Genomic DNA, 16,559 nt, shown 5'->3' with positions numbered 1-16,559 from the left:
AGATCGGTCCTTAGTGATCAGTTGGGTTCAGTGGGAGCGGGCGACGTCGCCCTCGGCATGAGCCGCTCGCATACGCCACAGTGTCGACGGGTCCAGGGGCATCGACCGAATGGGTATCCCTTCGGCGTCCTCGATCGCCGAGGCGATAGCGGAGGCAGTGGGAATCGTTCCGGCCTCGCCGGCTCCCTTGATGCCCAGCGGATTGAGCGGGCTCGGTGTCTCGAGATGGTCGGTTTCGATGTACGGGATCTCAGAGGCGAAGGGCATGAGGAAATCCATGAACGAGGCGTTGAGCAGCTGCCCATCGGTGTCATAGGCCATCTTCTCGTAGAGCGCACCACCGACTCCCTGAGCGACTCCGCCGTGCACCTGTCCCTCGACGACGAGCGGGTTGACCATCGGTCCGCAATCGTGGATGACGCAGTAGCGCAGGATCTTGATGTCCGCGGTCTCCGGATCCGTCTCGACGATCACAGCGTGCATACCGTTGGCGACGGTCGAGCGTAACGGCGAGAAGAATTCCTGCTCTTCGAGACCCGGCTGCTCCCCCGGTTTGATCGAAGGCTCGTCCGCGGGCGATTCACGAGCAAATGCCGTTGCTGCGCGGGCGCTCTCATCGAAGGCGTAGCGCAGAGGGTTCGACAGCACGGACACCGCGGCCAGCGGCATCGATGCGCTGGCATCGCCCTTAACCTGGACCATGCCCTCGACGATCTCGAGGTCATCGGGGTCCGCTTCGAGGGACTCGCCCGCGATCCGCAGCGCCTTCTCCCGCACCTTCTTCGCGGTGAGGTGGAGCGCATTGCCGGCCATGACAGCACCACGCGAACCCCAGGTGCCCACCGAGTAGGGCAGTTTGCGAGTGTCGCCGGTGTTGACCTGGACCGAGTCGAGCGGAACTCCCAGCTCATCGGCGACGATCTGAGCGAACACCGTCGCATGTGCCTGGCCGTGGGTGGTCAGACCGGTCCAGACGTTGACCCGACCGGATGACTCGACCTCGATGTGGCCACCCTCGTAAGGTCCAGCCCCGGTGCTCTCGATATAACAGGCCAGGCCGATACCGACCTGTCGGCCCTCGCTGCGCGCCTGCTCACGGTAGGACTCGAATTCGTCCCAGCCGACGAGTGACTTGAGCTTGTCGAGGGAGGTGACGAAATCTCCGGAATCAATGCAGCCTTCGGCTCCGTCCTGCATCCGCAGCCCCATCTGATGCGGAAATTCGCGGACAAAGTTCCGCAGACGCACCTCGGCGCGGTCAAGGCCCAATTCGGCGGCGATTGCGTCCATCGTCCTCTCCATCATGAACACCGCATGCGCACGGCCCGCACCGCGGTATGGAGTGACCATGACGGTGTTCGTGTACAACGACCAGTACTCGACGCGGAATGACGGGATCACATACGGGCCCATGATGTGCGTGGATGTGTTGAGCGGAACGATCACGCCATAGGGAAGATAGGCGCCGTTGTCATGCCAGAACTTCACATCGAGACCGAGTATCCGCCCCTCATCATCGAAGCCGACTTTCACCCACTGGGTCTGCGCCCGTTCATGGGCGGAGGAGATGAAGTGCTCACGGCGGTCCTCCGTCCATTTGACCGTGGTTTCGAGCGCGCGCGACACGCAGGCCACGGCGAGCTCTTCCGGCCAGGGGTGGTTGATCTTCACACCGAATGCTCCACCAACGTCAGGGGTGATGACCTCAACCTTGGTCAGCGGGATCTCGAGCTTCGCTGCGAGCACGGCACGCAGACCGGTGCTCGTCTGAGTCGAGGAATAGACCTCCAGACTGTCGTCGCCCGGATTCCACGTCGCCACGACACCTTTGCCCTCCATCGGCATGCATGCGCTGCGCTCGAATTCGAGGTCGAGTTCGAGGACATGGGGTGCCCTGTCGAGTCCAGAATCGACGTCGCCGACGTTCTGCACGATGTGCGCGGCGACGTTGTCCTCCATCCCCTCATGGACGATTCGCGATCCTTCACGGGCCTGCTCGACGCCGACGATCGGGTCGCAGAAGCTGTATTCGACGTCGATGCGGTTCGCGGCGTCTTCGGCGATATAGCGATTCTCGGCGATGACCATGACGATGGGCTCGCCGACGAAGTTCACGTGGTCTTTGGCCAGTGCGTACCCGGTGTGCGGAGCGACGATCGACGGGTTCGGGATGAGCATCGGCAGGCGTTCGGCAGCTTGACCGGGCAGGTCTTCGTGCGTCCACACCGCGATGACGCCTGCGATATCGAGGGCTCCGGTGACGTCGATGTCGAGGATGTCCGCGTGGGCGTGCGGGCTGCGCACAAATGCTGCGGCGACCGCGGAACCGGAGATATCGTCGACGTAGCGACCGTGCCCAGTGAGCAAGCGCGGGTCCTCACGGCGGGTGATCTTCTGACCAAACAGGCGGGTAGTCATTGCCGTGCCCCCTCAGCGCGCAGCTCAGCGGCTCGCTGAACCGCCGCGACGATGTTCTGATACCCGGTGCAGCGGCAAAGGTTGCCGGACACGGCCTCCCGCGCCTCCTCTTCGGTGGGCCTCGGGTTCTCGTCGATATAGGCGTCGATCGTCGTGACGAAGCCAGGAGTGCAGAAGCCGCATTGGAGTCCGTGGCAGTCGATGAATGCCTGCTGCACATCGGACGGGTTCTCAGGATCATTGCCGACACCCTCGACCGTCTTCACCTCATGCCCCTGGGCCGTGGCGGCGAACATGAGGCAGGAACGCACCGGCTCTCCGTCGAGCTGTACCGTGCAGGAACCGCACACTCCGTGTTCGCAGCCCACATGGGTGCCGGTCAGTCCCAGATCCTGCCGCAACACGTCACACAGCAGCTTCCGGTCGGGGACCTCAAGAACCTGCAGGGTGCCGTTGACAGTAAGTCGGATGGTCGATGTCGGTTCGGTGCCGATGATCTCGGTCATGCTCGCCTTCTCTCAGTATCGATTTTAGTCATCCGACTGTCGGTGATCCGGCCATGATCGCCGTCGGTGCGACAGAGACGTCTGAACAGTCTGGAGGTGATCACTCCAGTGAGGTGGCGCCGATAGTCCGCCGTGGCGTGGATGTCACCACCAGGGTCGATGAAGTCGCGCACCGCGTCGACGACTGTGTCTGCCACCTCGGGCGCATCGCCGACGGGGGCCCCGGAGACGACTTCGCTGAGATTGAGGACCTCCGGGACGTCTGTGACTGAGATGAAGCCGCAGCGCAGCCCCGTCACCGTCGCCCCCTCGACGTCAAGGATCATCCCCACTCCCGCGAGGCCGTAGTCCCCGCTGCGCCGCGCGAGCTCGTCGAAGCCGGCGCGGGACCCTGCGGGCAACGCAGGGAAGATTGCGCGGGTGATGAGTTCATCGGATTCGAGGGAAGTCTCCAAGGGGCCGATGTTGAGTTCCTCGGCGTTCAGAGTCCTCTGGCCACGCGTGCTGCGCGCTTCGACTCGACCGCCGGTCAGCGCAAGGATCATGGGCATCTCACCATTGGGATCAGCGTGGGCGATCGAGCCGACGGTCGTGCCTCTGTTGCGGATCGCTGGGTGCGCGACGAATCGCAGAGCCTCGCCGAGGAGGGGGTTGGCCACCGCAACTTCCTCGGAGCGTTCGACCTGTCGGTGCGTCACCGTGGCACCCACCGTGATCTCCGCCCGCCCCTCGACACCGGAGACGCTGAGCTCGTCAAGTCCGGACACCGCGGTGATGTCGATGAGATCACGGGGAGCGGCGAGCCGCATATTCAGCACAGGGACGAGGCTCTGGCCACCGGCGAGCACCTTGCCTGAGGCGGCGTGCTCGCTCAGCAGGTCAAGAGTCTCGTCAATTGTCGTCGGGCGGTGTATCCGTAATGGGGATGGCTTCATCGTCTCATTCGCTCGATTCCGGATCGCGACGTCCACGGTCACGTTCCACAGTGTCGGCAACCCGTCCTTGGTGGCCTTCTCCGCCGACAGTCAGATTTGCTCCGCCGGCTCCGTCATCGGATTCGACTCGCATGTCAGCAGGCGCCAACCAACGGGCAACATGGTACATGACCAGCATCGATATCGTTCCCAAGGCGATTCCTGAGAGCACGAAGTCTTCGCTGAAGACGAGGCTCACATCTCCGATGGCAATGATGAGTCCCGCGGCGACCGGAACGATGTTGAGCGGGTTGGCGAAGTCCACGCGATTCTCGATCCAGATCTTCGCGCCCAGCATTCCGATCATGCCGTAGAGGACGACGGTGATGCCGCCGAGGACGCCCCCGGGGACCGCCGAGATCAGCGCTCCGAACTTCGGTGAGAGTCCGAAGACGATCGCCACGAGTGCAGCGACCCAGTAGGCGGCCGTCGAATACACCCTCGTCGCTGCCATCACCCCGATGTTCTCGGCGTAGGTCGTGGTCGGGGACCCGCCGATCGAGGTGGCGACGACGGTGGCGACACCGTCGCCGATGACGGCCCGGCCCATGTATTTGTCGAGTCGTTCGCCCGTCATCTCCTCCACTGCCTTGACATGGCCGACGTTCTCGGCGACCAGGGCGATGATTCCCGGAAGCATCACGATGATGGCCGCGGCGTTGAAGACGGGAAGATGGACGCCGACGACTCCGGCCGCGGTGTCTGTCAGCGGCGGGAATCCGATCCACGAGGCTGCCTCGACACCGGAGAAGTCGACTCGGAAGTGCGTCGTCACCTCACCGGCGGTTGCACTGTAGGAGGTGATCTCTCCGAAGATCCGGTCGAAAACCCAGGACAGCACGTAGCCGAGCAGGAGGCCCATGAAGACAGCGATCCGGCCGAGAAAACCACGCACCCACACGGAGACGAAGACGATGAAGACCATGACGATGACGGCGATCCACTGGTCCTGCGGCCAGTAGGTGCTCGCCACGACTGGAGCGAGGTTGAAGCCGATGAGCATAACGACACCACCCGTGACCACGGGTGGAAGCACCTTCATCAGCGCCGCGGAGCCGATGTAGTGGATGAATGTGCCGACGAGCGCGAGAATCACACCCGAGACCATGATGGCTCCGGTCACCTCGGCGGGGGAACCGCCCTGTGCAGTGACGGCAGTGACGCCTCCGACGAACGCCGCGGAGGTGCCGACATAACTGGGCACTCTGCCCTTGACGATGAGTAGGAAGATGATGGTGCCCACGCCGGACATCATCACGGCCAGCTGCGGGTTGAGACCCATGATGATCGGGAAGACGAAGGTCGCGCCGAACATGGCGACGACGTGCTGGACGCCGAATCCGACGGTCCTGCCCCAGCTGAGGCGCTCGCTCGGGGCAACGGCGCCGCCTGGTTCTATGGTCTTGCCATCTCCGTGCAGCGTCCAGGAAAACATCGACATGTGACTCTCCTCGTCGTTGAGAATGGTCGGCTCCGATCCAACATTCGGAGTGGAACGGCCACCCGAATCGATGTCTGCACAGCTGCGGATCACTCCGACTCAGGAATCGACTCTATGGGGCGCAGGAGTCCTGCATCACGTCACTTTATGCCAAAGAACCGCCTGAGTCTTCGGCAGTCTTCGCTAATCGATCAGGGCAGCTTGACGATCTGCAGGGCAAGCGCCAGCGAGAGCCGTAGGTTGGGGTCCTCGGTGAACGGTCCGACCATCTGCTCGAGCTTCCCAATCCGGTAGCGCAGAGTGTTGTAGTGGAAGAACAGGGCACGCGCCGTCTCGGCAACGTTGAGATTGTGGTCGAGCAGCTTCTGCAGAGTCTCGCGCAGACCCGCGTATTCGTCCTTGGCATCAGTGGCCAGTGGGCCGAGGATCTCTTCAGCGAAATTGCGCAGCTCCGTCTGTTCCCCGACCTGGAGCAGCAGACGATAGACCCCCAGCGAGTCGTAGTGCCGCAGCCCCTGCCCTCGGGCGAGCTGACGGCCGACCTCGAGAGCTCGCATGGCCTCCTGGTAGGCAGGTGCCAGTCGTGAGACTCCTTCGGCGGGGCGAGAGATCCCGACGGAGAACTGACGTCTGCCGCCTCCTCCGTATCCGCGCACCGAGGAGACGAACTCCTCCAACCGGCGAATGATCTTCTCCCGCGGTTCCGCGGCCAGGAGCACGATCACTTGGTCGCCCGAGCCGACGACGGCCGCACTCGGATCGAATTGAGAGACTACCTTTGTCCAGGCGTCGGCAAACAGCGTCTGCATCGTGCGTTTGTTTCGCGCATCAGTGGAATCGGCATCAGAGTCGACCTCGGCGACGGCAATACTGATAGGCCGGTCGAGGTCCCACCCCAGCGAATGCGCATGGGAGCGCACCCGGTCAGTCGAGGCGATGTGGCCGCGCAGCACCTCGAGGACGAAGTCCGTGCGGTACTTGCTTTCGACTGCGGTGATCGCCTGTTCGCGCGTGATGACGAGCGCGGCGGCGGCCGCGGCCTGTTCGAGCAGACGGAAGTCACCTGCGCGCATAGCCTGAGTGCCGAAGGCGACGATCCGGCCGAGGCTCTGGGTGGCAGGCAGAGTTTCGGGTGCGGGCCTCCTGCCGCCTTCGATGACGACGTTTCCCCAACTGAGTTCCTCGACGGCATCGGTATGCCGACTGTGTCCGGCAGGTTCATCCTCGACGCGGAACCGTCCTGATCGATCGAAGCACTCGAGACCGAGGACATCCGCCGGGGAGGTTCCTTCATCGGCTGTGCGCAGACATCTCACGCGGCCGTCGAGTGTCGTCACTGCTGCTGCCACCCCCGTCCACTGCACCAGCGTCCGGCACACGTCCGCCAGGTCGCCACCACCGACCACGACATCGACGAGCTCGCGCATCGAGGCCTCTGTCCGGGCGATGACCTTGGCCCGTCTGTCGAGATTGCCGGTGAGCACCTCCTGCATGATCTCGTCGAATCCCACGTCCTCGCCGAGGTGAATGAGCGGGAGCCTCAGGGAGTTCGCTGCTGCAATGGCCGACTCGGGGATCTGCTCGAGGTAGCGTCCGGGCTTGATGCCGATTGCCGCCAACCCGTGCTGGTCGAAGGTCTCGAGCAGACCCGCAAGATCTTCGGGACGGTCGCGGATCGGATAGGCGGTGGTCAGCAGCACCTCGCCGGGCTTGACCCAGGGCAGGATGTCCGGAACCTCCATGACGTTCGACATCTCCACGACTCGGTCGAGACCGTCGCTGCCGGCGAGAAGTCTCGCCCCGCGCATGCTCGGCAGTCTGAGCACATCGGCGACGGTGAGGGATTCGGAGGAGAAGCTCTGGCCCTGAGCACCATCGAATGTCAATTCCTGCTGGCCAGAGCCGGAATTCTTGGCATCATTTGACATGCATTGACGATAACAGGGCAAGATGCTCTGTCGAGGTGAGGTCTCGGTCCATGGTTCTGCCCGCCAAGGCCCTCAACGGTGGATCTGCCCGGTGGTGGCGCTCAGCGAGGCTCCGGTGGCCTTCGATCCATTGGCGAGCACCTCGGCGAGGATCGAGACCGCGGTCGCCTCGGGCGACCTGGCACCGAGATCGAGACCGATCGGACCGTGGATCCGGGCAATCTCCTCATCACTCGCCCCGGCCTCTCGCAGGGCATCGGTGCGCTGAGCGTGAGTGCGGCGGCTGCCCAATGCACCCACATAGCCGGCCGCCGAGCGGACAGCTTCGAGGAGGACGGGAACATCGAACTTGAGATCGTGGGTGAGCACCGCGACCACGGTCGAGGCCTCCACCCGACCGGCCTCCACCTCGGCGACGAAATAGCGGTGGGGCCAGCTGACGACGACATCATGAGCGGCCGGGAAGCGCACGGCAGTGGTGAAGACCTTCCTCGCGTCGCAGACGGTCACTCGATAGCCGAGGAAGCGGCCCAAGTCAGCCAGAGCCGCGGCATAGTCGATCGCGCCGAAGATGAGCAGGCGTGGCGGAGGTGTCGAGGTCGTGACGAAGATGCGGGTGCCCGCGCCGAGGCGCCGGCCGGTGTCGTCGAACTCGAGGATCCCGGTAGCGCCGGTGGCGATCATCGCCTGGGCATCTGTGGCGATGTGCTCCGTGAGGCGCGCGTGCCCGAAGCCCCCGTGCGTGGTCCCGTGCGCGTCGAGGGCGAGGCTGCGGCTGGGCCCGCGCAGGCTGCCGCCGTCCTCCTCGGTCCGGCCGGGCAGTTCGAGGGCGAGCGCCGCGGCCTGCGAGCCTGCCACCGCTTCAAGATAGACCCGCAACCTGGAGGCGCTGGCTACTTCGATGATGGGGGTGACGAGGACGTCGATCTGGCCCCCACAGGCGAGACCGACTGCAAAGGCCTGGGCATCGCTCGTCCCGTAGTGTGCTGAAGCCGCACGACCGGTTGTGAGGACTTCGAGGGCGAGTTCGTGCACGACCGATTCGACGCATCCACCCGAGAGGCTGCCGACGACCTCGCCGTCGGCGGCGACGGCCATCATCGCACCGGCCGGCCGCGGTGCCGACGACCAAGTCTTGGTGACCACGGCAAGAGCGAAGTCCTGCTCAGCCGAGAGCCAGCCCAGGATCGATTCGGCTTCGTTCATGCCCAGACCTCCTGTCCGGCTCGCGCGGTGGGCACTGTGAGTGCACTCGCGGGAGTAGTCACTCTGCCGTGAGCCGTGGCCCGCACGGCGATCGTCCTTGCCACCGTTTGCCACTGGGCGACGGTCGTTGCCGGAAGCACCGCTTCGGCATGTCCGGCGGCGACTGCCAGTCCCCGCGTGCGCGGCTGAAATCCTGGCCGTCCGGCGCGCGGATTCACCCACAGAAAACGGTGGCTGAGCCGGGCCAGGCGCGCACACGCACGCTCCAGCTCCGCGCAGTCCCCGTGCTCCCAGCCGTCGCTGATGACGACGAGGACGCTGCCGCGCACCAGGTCCTTCGTGCGCCCGGTGAGCAGCTCGAACAGGGAATCGCCGAGGCGGGTCCCGCCTCCCGCGTCGAGGACCTCACCCAGCACGGCGGTCGCCCCGTCCCTGCCGGATCGTAGTCCCGAGGCGGTGATTGCACCATCGACTCTGGTCAACCGGGTACCGGCGGTGAAGCAGCGGGCCCCCAGCGCCTCGGCGCCGCGGCCGAGGAAGCGCAGCACGGACTCACGCCACGCAGTCATCGAGGCGGACACATCGGCGACAAGCGTGACAGGACGCCGGCGGTAGAGGTTCCGCCTTCGTGGGATGGACGAGATCTCCTCGGAGCGGATGAGTTGGCGTAGGACGCGACGGGTGTCGACCACGCCTGTGTGCCCGGGCCGGCTCCGGTGCGCGGCGCCGCGGGGAGGTCGGAAGACGAGACCGTCGATGAGAGCGACCGCCTCACCACCGTCCTCGAGCCCGAGGTCGACGTGGCGCAGGTGTTCGGCCCGGCTGGCCTCGGTGATCTCGGACATCTCGGCTCCGCCGGCGCTATCGATGCTGACTTCGGGGCGCGGGATGACAACCTCGATGCCGGGATCTTCTGATCTGCGGGCCTGGGAGAGTCCGAAGGTCGAGTCGAAGACCGCGTCATGGATCGGCAGATGACCACGCTGGGTGCAGGTGAGCGCCCGCGAGGCGGCTCGGATCTGATGCGGATCGAGTGGGTCGAGCATCGCCGCGGCCCTGATGAGCGAGCGCACCGCTTCCGGATCGGCGGGCAGCCCCGCGGCCCGCAGTCCTGCGCCCAATCGGATGAGCATGTCCGTCAGGCTCGTCACTGCCCAGCGCCCCCAGTCACGTTCGATCTCGAATCTGTCACGTTCAGGATTGAACGGGCGGGCGCAATATCGTCGGCATCCTTGAGAACGGCGGAGAGAGTGGCCGCGATCGACGGTTCGTTGAATTCGTCGAGGCCGAGGGCGTACAGAGCGCGGAGCCAGTCGATGGCTTCGGCCGTGCCGGGCGGTTTGAGCAGATCTGCCCCGCGCAGACGATTCGCGGCATCCACGACGGCTTCTCGTATGGACTCCTCCGCGTCCGGGACGTGCAGGGCCAGGATCCGCGATTCCGCCTCCGCGTCAGGCTGGTCGAACCATTGGTAGAGGCAGCGCCGGCGCAGCGCATCGTGGAGATCACGGGTGCGGTTCGAGGTGAGGACGACCAGCGGCGGAGTCTTCGTCGAGATCGTGCCGAGTTCGGGTACCGTGACCGACCAGTCGGCGAGGGCCTCGAGCAGCAGGGCGTCGAATTCGTCACCCGCACGGTCGATCTCATCGATGAGCAGCACGGGCCTCGGATCCGCAGGGCCCAGATTCTGCGAGTCCTCGATGGCGCGCAGGATCGGACGGGCAAGGAGGAACGCCCGGTCGTGGAGTTCATCGTCGAGGCGGAGCGAGTCGATGCGCTCACCTGCCGAAACCGACGCCGCCTCGATCGTCCTGACGTGGAGAATCTGCTTCGCGAAGTCCCAGTCATAGAGGGCCTGGCTCGCCTCGAGTCCGTCGTGGCACTGCAGGCGGATCAGCGGCCCGCCTGAGGCGTGGGCAAGTGCCCGGGCAAGGCTCGTCTTGCCCACGCCTGGGGTGCCCTCGCTCAGCAGCGGTTTGCCGAGACGGTGGGCGAGCACGCAGGTGGTCGCCAGTTCGGGCGTGACAATGTATCCCACCCGCTCCAGCGCTTGTGCCAAAGTACGGGGATCCTCAAATATCGTCATGGCGCCATCGCCTCCTCCCGAGTTGAGTCTACTGATCGTTCGAGGCCACCACGGTGCCCACCGTCCCGCACGGAGACGGGTCTCCGTGCGGGACGGTCGTCGCGTTGCCGCCGTGTGCGACGAGGACTCTCACAACCAGTCGACGGTCGCTGCCGAAGATCCATCAACGGAGAGCTGGGCATAGCCGGGCCCGCGGTCGAAGAAGGGCTCGTTCGCATCGCACTGAGCACGCATCTGCGTCCGCAGCGCTTCCGTTGCCGCCTCATCGACCTGCGCACCGACCACACCTGCGGCTGCAGCGCCGACGGAGGCACTCGGATCGGCGGTGACGACGACCCCGTAGGATTCGCGGGCACCATCGATGCTCACCTTCCCCCAGCTCACGTCGCGCAGCACCTCGTCGCTTGGGCGTTCGAGGGGGTCTCCCCAGCCTCCTCCGCCGGTGGTGCGGATGCGAACCACCTCTCCGGCGCGGATATCTACCGCATCGGCGAGCGCATCGATCTCTCGTTCGTTCGCACCGCCGGGTTCGATGGTCACCTGGAACGACCTACCGGCCTTTCCGCCCTTGACACCCCAGCAGGCGAGGATCGAGCGGTCGGCGATCGACATGAAGTGCCCGTCCTTGAGCATGCGAATGTGCTTCTCGTAACCGAGGCCGCCACGGTACCGTCCTGCGCCTCCCGAGTCGACGGCCAGGCCAAGGCGCTCAACCCTGAATGGGAAGCGGGATTCTGTGAACTCAGTCGGCAGATTGCGGGAATCCGGGACGACGTGGATCGTGTCTTCGCCGTCGGAGTAGTAGCGGCCGCCGGAGCCTCCGCCGAGGACCTCGCGCATGAGGTAGTCCTTGCCGTCGCGGTCCTTCCCGTAAACGCCGGTGTAGCGGATCGTCTCCTGGTCGGCGGGCATGCGTCCGTCCACGGCCTTCGCGACTACCCCGGCGAGGACGCCGAGGAGGCGGAGGATGACGAAGGTTCGGGCATTCGTCGGGCCGGGGAATTCGGGGGTGAGCAGTGTGCCCTTCTCCGGGAAGCGCATCTCGATGAGCGGCACGATCCCCTCGTTGACGTCGAGCTCAGCCATCCGTTCCGGTGTGTCGGCAAGGTTGCGCAGGATCGGGGCGAGCCACTTCTTGAGGAAGTTTCCTCCCACATAATCGCCGCAGTGGTTGATCGGACCGGCAGCCTGCGCGGCGGTTCCCGTGAAGTCGATGATGAGCCTCGGGCCGTCGTCGGGCCCCCCGGTCTCCGTCTTCGTCAGTGTGATGCGCTGGGCGTGGAGCATTGGGTCGGAGACTCCGTCGTGCTCCGCGTAGTCCTCCCAGACGTATTGGCCCTCGGGGATCTTCGACAGGATCTCGCGTCGATAGATCTCGGTAGAGTTCTGCAGGATCGTATCGAAAGCGGTCTCGACGGTTTCGACTCCGTAGCGGGTGAAGAGTTCGGAAAGCCGACGCGCGCCCATGAGGCACGCCGAACATTCGGCGTCGAGGTCGGCCGAGAGCGAGTCGGGCATCCGCGAGTTTCGGGACATGATCCGCAACGCCGACTTGTTCGGCTTGCCCTCGGACCAGAGCTTGATCGGAGGGATCATGAGTCCCTCTTCGAAGACGCTCGTCGCACCAGATGGCATCGATCCCGGGCAGGCGCCGCCGATGTCGTCATGGTGGCCAAAAGCCTGCACAAAGCACACAACTCGGCCTTCGGCGAAAACGGGCACGGTCACGCACATGTCCGGAAGGTGGCCGATTCCGCCTTCGGATTCGTAGACGTCGTTGTGGAAGAAGACATCGCCTTCGCGCATCTCCTCGATGGGGAAGTCGCGGACGATGGGGTGGACCAGCGCGGAGTACGAACGTCCGGTGAGCTTGCGCAGCTGACGATCGTGGATTCCCGCACGGAAGTCGTGGGCGTCGCGAATCATCGGCGAACGAGAGGTTCTCGAGATCGCGGTCTCAACCTCCATCTCCACACTGGCGAGGGTGCCTTCGACGATTTCGACGATGATCGGATCCACGCTCGATCCGGCCACGGTAAGGCGGTTGCCATGCTCATAAGCAGTGGGGAGGCCCGCTGGGTTGATCGGCGAGGCGGCGATGTAGTCCTTGAGTTCCTGACCGATCAGGGGTTGGGCGCGAAGCATCGATCCTGAATCGACGACTGGTGCTCCTGCACTCGTTTCAGCTGTGGTGGTCATTTGCTGTCCTCCTGACCAGTGGTGCGGGTGATGATGATGTTTGCGGCACCGTCGATGCGAGCGGTGAACCCGGGATGGAGCGGCGCGGTGGAGCCGAACTCCTCAATGATCGCCGGACCGACGATCTCGTCACCGTTGAGCAGGTTCTCTCGCCAGTAGACCGGGGTGTCGACGAAGCCGTCGGCGGCATCGAAGCACACGGGCCGGTTGCTGGTTTTGGCTCTCTCGTCAAGGAGAGGCGCGCCCGCTGCGGATTCGATATGACGGGTCTCCGGACGGGTGATCGGTCCGATTCCGGACACGCGGAGGTTGACCCATTCGACGAACTGGTCGTCCTTATCGGCGAAGTCGTAACCGTAGAGCTGACGATGCTCGGCGTGGAACGCCCTCGTCACTTCGTCGGCCCAATCTCTCGTGATCGGCCCCGAGGGAGCGGGAACGCGGACTTCGAAGGCCTGGCCGAAGTAACGCAGGTCCACCGAGCGGTCGAACTGGTGGGCGGACGCAGGGAAGCCTTCGCCGTCCAGTGCTGTTGCGGCACGATCGGTCAATCCCGCGATGAGGTCGGCAATCTCCGCGATGTCGAGGCGATCGTCACGGCTGACATTCGTCTGGACATAGTCATTCTTCACATCGACCGTGAGGAGGCCGAAGGCAGAGACGTTGCCGGGGTTGTCAGGCACGACGACACCAGCGAGGTCGAGGACGTCGACGAGGGTGCAGGCGAGCAGCGAGCCCGACCCGCCGAAGGTCGTGAGCATGAAGTCTCGGACGTCGAGTCCGCGCTGGACGGAGATCTGGCGCAGGGCGTTTGCCTGGTTCCAGGCGGAGATCTCAAGGATCCCGGTCGCCGCCTTTTCTGCAGAGAGTCCGAGGCGCTTCGCGATCTCGTCGATGCCGGACTTCGCCGCATCGACGTCGAGTGGTATCTCCCCGCCGAGGAGGTGGGGAGGGATCCGTCCCAGAAACACGTGAGCGTCTGTGATCGTCGGTTGGGTGCCGCCGTTGCCGTAGCAGATGGGCCCCGGGTCTGCGCCCGCGGACTGGGGTCCGACCTTGAGCTGACCTTCAGGGGTCGTCCACGCGATAGAGCCGCCGCCGGCACCGACGGTGACAACGTCGATCATCGGGATCTTCGAGGGATACACCCCGACGGTGCCTTCGGTGGTCAGTGCCGGTTCGCCGTTGATGACCACGGTGACGTCCGTCGAGGTGCCTCCACCGTCACAGGTGAGTACCTTGTCGAATCCGGCTTCCTGAGCGATGAGGCCGGCTCCCAATGCACCGGCGGCGGGGCCGGAGAGCACGGTGGTGATCGGCTGGTGGACAACCTCTTCAGCAGAGAGGACTCCGCCGTTGGACTTCATGATGTAGAACGGCAGTGCGGAGCCCTCTGCAACTCCGGTATAGGCGTCAAGGCGCTCGTGGATGTTGCGCACATAGTTCGAGACCTTCGGCTTGACAGCGGCGTCGACGAGCGTGGTCATCGACCGCTCGTACTCGCGATATTCCCGCAGCACCTCCGAGCTCAGAGACACCGTCGCCTCAGGGTGGATCTCAGTGAGGATCTCGCGCATCTTCTGCTCATGAACGGGATTGGCATAGGAATGAAGAAGGTTCACGCCGAGGGTCATGACACCCTGGTCTTTGAACCACTGGGCAACCTCGCGCGCCTGCGTTTCGTCGAAGGGGCGAACTTCGCCGCCTTCGAAGTCGAGGCGGCCCGAGACAGTCTTGACGAGATCGGCAGGGACGATGCGTTCGGGCTTGACCCAGAAATAGGAGTTTCCGTAACCGTCGGGCACGGCCTGACGGGCGATCTCGAGGACGAATTCGTATCCCTCGGTGGTGATGAAGCCGAGGCGATCGAGTTTGCCCTCGAGCAGCTGGTTCGTCGCGACGGTCGTGCCGTGGCTGACGGCACTGATGTGCTCTGCAGAGACGGAGTCCCCGAGCATGTCGAGGACCTTGTCGATGCCGTTGATGAAGCCGTCAGCAGGGTTGGACGGCGTCGAGGGCGTTTTCGTCGTCGTCAGTGTGCCGGTGGATTCGTCGAATGCGACGATATCCGTGAATGTTCCGCCGGTATCGATGCCGATGCGGATCCGTGGAGCGTGGGGCGACATCTTTGTCCTTCCAGGTCGCGTGGGATTTGTCACCATCTTTCCCGGTGACCACGCTCACTGAACCGGCAAGAGCTGACAAACACAGCGGGGTTTGTTGGCGGAAGTTCACAACCCGCTGTGCCGCTAAGCGCGGTTACCTGAAAGGTCCTCGCCGAGGTTGCCCGCATAGATATCGGAAAGCTCATCGGCGAGCACCTCCTCGACGTTGTAGGCCGCCCGACCGAGGATCGCCGGGATCCCAGCCGAACCGCAGGGCAGTCCATAGCGGTCGTAGTAGTCGAACATCGCCGTGAGCCACTCGCGTTCGCGGGCGTCGAGGCCGGCGTCGGCTCCTCGTGTCTCCTGGGCTGCTGCCCAGACGTTCGGGGTTGTCACGTCGAGCGCCACCTCGGCGCCGAGGACCCGCTCTGCGGCCTGTGCCATCTCACGGATGCTCACGAGGTGGGGTCCGCCGAGTTCGAGACTCGCGCCGAGGTGGTCCTCTGTTGTCAGCAACCGAGCGGCCGCTTCGCCGACATCGGCCAGGCCGATGAGTCCGAACGGGGTGTCCGGATCATAGGCGACACTGATCACGGGTTCGCTCCCACGCAGTCCAGGCAGGAAATTGTCGACATAGGCGCAAGGCTGGACGATCGTGAAGGGCAGCTTGCTCCTGCGCACTCGGTCCTCGGATTCAGCCTTCGCGAGGTGGTGCGGCATCGAGGGAGCATACGGCGCAGCAACCGAGTGATAGACGATCCGTTCGACACCGGCGATCCGACAGGCGTCGAGGAGCATCTCGATGAAGCCGAGTTCGTCGCTGTGCAGGTTGGGGGCCATGAGGTAGGCGGCATGGCATCCCTGCAGGGCGGCGATGGGGTCGGCCAGCTCAGTCCTCCCTAGAGGAAAGGGTTCATCGCCTGCGGCTCTCACGGCTGCGGCGATCGCGCGGCCGGTCTTGCCAGTACCGGAGACAATGGCGATTCTGCGCGTCTGTGTCGTTACGTTCACAATTCGATTCCGTTCAAGAGTGGAGTCCGTCCAGATGCAGTCCTCGGCAGGCCGCCGCTTCGGGGGTATCGACGTCGAAGTGGCCGTCGAGCTCGGGTGGCAGCAGGTCCGCGCATTTGATGACGTTGACCTGATGGCGTCCCAGCATGGCGCGCAAGCCTTCGTCCCCGGATGCGGAGTGGATCGCCTCGGCGAAGTGCTCGCGTCCGATTGCGACTGGGTGGCCAGGTCTCGAATTCCAGTGGGCACGGGCGAGGGTGTCGGGGGTTATCGAATCAAGCAGACGCCCATAGGCCTCCGCCGGGATATCGGGCAGGTCGAGCAGGGAGACGACGGCTCCCGAGGCTGTGCACGGCACGGCCCGCAGACCGGCACTCAAGGAAGTGCTCAGCCCATCGGTGTGGTTCCGGTTCTCAACGACCCTCACCCCCGCTGGCAGCAATCGGGAGGCTTCCGCGACGGCGGGGCCGAGCACGACGATGATGTTCGCGCTGAGACCGCGGGATTCGGCTGCCACTGACATGCGCTCGACCTGGCGGGTGAGCAGCGCGGTGCCGTCCGCGTAGCGCAGCAGAGCCTTCGGGCCGCCCATACGCGTGCCCTCGCCGGCAGCCAGCAGAATCAGACCAGGCGCCCCGCTCGACTCGTTCATGTGATCAGGCTCTCATCACTTGGCCCGATGTGC

Annotated in this window: 12 protein-coding genes; all 12 read right to left on the bottom strand. The window is 64.6% G+C overall.

Annotated elements, in window-relative coordinates; translation table 11 throughout:
• Window positions 1–27 precede the first annotated feature (27 nt).
• Window positions 28–2,418, bottom strand: a complete 2,391-nt coding sequence (gene cutA / locus INT29_RS16940; RefSeq protein WP_193072544.1) for an aerobic carbon-monoxide dehydrogenase large subunit — start codon at window positions 2,416–2,418, stop codon at window positions 28–30.
• Window positions 2,415–2,924, bottom strand: a complete 510-nt coding sequence (locus INT29_RS16935; RefSeq protein WP_193072543.1) for a (2Fe-2S)-binding protein — start codon at window positions 2,922–2,924, stop codon at window positions 2,415–2,417. The genes cutA and INT29_RS16935 overlap by 4 nt, the downstream gene beginning before the upstream one ends.
• Complete coding sequence (locus tag INT29_RS16930; protein WP_193072542.1) at window positions 2,921–3,859, bottom strand: FAD binding domain-containing protein; 939 nt, start codon at window positions 3,857–3,859, stop codon at window positions 2,921–2,923. The genes INT29_RS16935 and INT29_RS16930 overlap by 4 nt, the downstream gene beginning before the upstream one ends.
• A gap of 4 nt (window positions 3,860–3,863) precedes the next feature.
• Entirely contained in the window at window positions 3,864–5,339 is a 1,476-nt protein-coding gene (locus INT29_RS16925; RefSeq protein WP_226842142.1) for a uracil-xanthine permease family protein, read from the bottom strand.
• A gap of 191 nt (window positions 5,340–5,530) precedes the next feature.
• Window positions 5,531–7,267 carry a PucR family transcriptional regulator gene (locus INT29_RS16920; protein ID WP_193072541.1) on the bottom strand — a complete coding sequence of 579 codons (1,737 nt, stop codon included), beginning with the start codon at window positions 7,265–7,267 and terminating at the stop codon, window positions 5,531–5,533.
• 72 nt (window positions 7,268–7,339) lie between these two features.
• Entirely contained in the window at window positions 7,340–8,473 is a 1,134-nt protein-coding gene (locus INT29_RS16915) for an XdhC family protein (RefSeq protein WP_193072539.1), read from the bottom strand.
• Window positions 8,470–9,624 (bottom strand): VWA domain-containing protein, encoded by a 1,155-nt coding sequence (locus INT29_RS16910; RefSeq protein WP_193072538.1) that lies wholly within the window; start codon window positions 9,622–9,624, stop codon window positions 8,470–8,472. Before INT29_RS16910 ends, INT29_RS16915 begins: the two co-directional genes overlap by 4 nt.
• Window positions 9,621–10,559: an AAA family ATPase gene (locus INT29_RS16905; protein WP_193072537.1), complete on the bottom strand. Its 939-nt coding sequence runs from the start codon at window positions 10,557–10,559 to the stop codon at window positions 9,621–9,623. The genes INT29_RS16910 and INT29_RS16905 overlap by 4 nt, the downstream gene beginning before the upstream one ends.
• A 129-nt stretch (window positions 10,560–10,688) precedes the next feature.
• A complete protein-coding gene (locus INT29_RS16900) occupies window positions 10,689–12,758 on the bottom strand; it encodes a hydantoinase B/oxoprolinase family protein (RefSeq protein ID WP_226842141.1) in 2,070 nt (689 codons plus the stop codon).
• Entirely contained in the window at window positions 12,755–14,884 is a 2,130-nt protein-coding gene (locus INT29_RS16895; protein ID WP_193072536.1) for a hydantoinase/oxoprolinase family protein, read from the bottom strand. Before INT29_RS16895 ends, INT29_RS16900 begins: the two co-directional genes overlap by 4 nt.
• 123 nt (window positions 14,885–15,007) lie before the next feature.
• A complete protein-coding gene (locus tag INT29_RS16890; RefSeq protein WP_193072535.1) occupies window positions 15,008–15,874 on the bottom strand; it encodes an NmrA family NAD(P)-binding protein in 867 nt (288 codons plus the stop codon).
• A 13-nt stretch (window positions 15,875–15,887) separates the two neighbouring features.
• Window positions 15,888–16,526, bottom strand: a complete 639-nt coding sequence (locus INT29_RS16885) for an NTP transferase domain-containing protein (protein WP_193072534.1) — start codon at window positions 16,524–16,526, stop codon at window positions 15,888–15,890.
• Window positions 16,527–16,559 lie beyond the last annotated feature (33 nt).

Origin of the sequence: Brevibacterium sp. FME37, assembly GCF_014897485.1 — a bacterium.
Taxonomy (GTDB): domain Bacteria; phylum Actinomycetota; class Actinomycetes; order Actinomycetales; family Brevibacteriaceae; genus Brevibacterium.
Note: the sequence above shows the minus strand (reverse complement) of the source record. Positions and strands in the feature narration are given on the sequence as shown.

Bases quoted from the DNA above. Each gene is read 5' to 3' on its own strand.
- INT29_RS16925 (WP_226842142.1), bottom strand. From the start codon at position 5,339: ATGTCGATGTTTTCCTGGACGCTGCACGGAGATGGCAAGACCATAGAA.
- INT29_RS16900 (WP_226842141.1), bottom strand. From the start codon at position 12,758: ATGACCACCACAGCTGAAACGAGTGCAGGAGCACCAGTCGTCGATTCA.
- INT29_RS16895 (WP_193072536.1), bottom strand. From the start codon at position 14,884: ATGTCGCCCCACGCTCCACGGATCCGCATCGGCATCGATACCGGCGGA.
- INT29_RS16885 (WP_193072534.1), bottom strand. From the start codon at position 16,526: ATGAACGAGTCGAGCGGGGCGCCTGGTCTGATTCTGCTGGCTGCCGGC.
- INT29_RS16930 (WP_193072542.1), bottom strand. From the start codon at position 3,859: ATGAAGCCATCCCCATTACGGATACACCGCCCGACGACAATTGACGAG.
- INT29_RS16935 (WP_193072543.1), bottom strand. From the start codon at position 2,924: ATGACCGAGATCATCGGCACCGAACCGACATCGACCATCCGACTTACT.
- cutA (WP_193072544.1), bottom strand. From the start codon at position 2,418: ATGACTACCCGCCTGTTTGGTCAGAAGATCACCCGCCGTGAGGACCCG.
- INT29_RS16920 (WP_193072541.1), bottom strand. From the start codon at position 7,267: ATGTCAAATGATGCCAAGAATTCCGGCTCTGGCCAGCAGGAATTGACA.
- INT29_RS16905 (WP_193072537.1), bottom strand. From the start codon at position 10,559: ATGACGATATTTGAGGATCCCCGTACTTTGGCACAAGCGCTGGAGCGG.
- INT29_RS16915 (WP_193072539.1), bottom strand. From the start codon at position 8,473: ATGAACGAAGCCGAATCGATCCTGGGCTGGCTCTCGGCTGAGCAGGAC.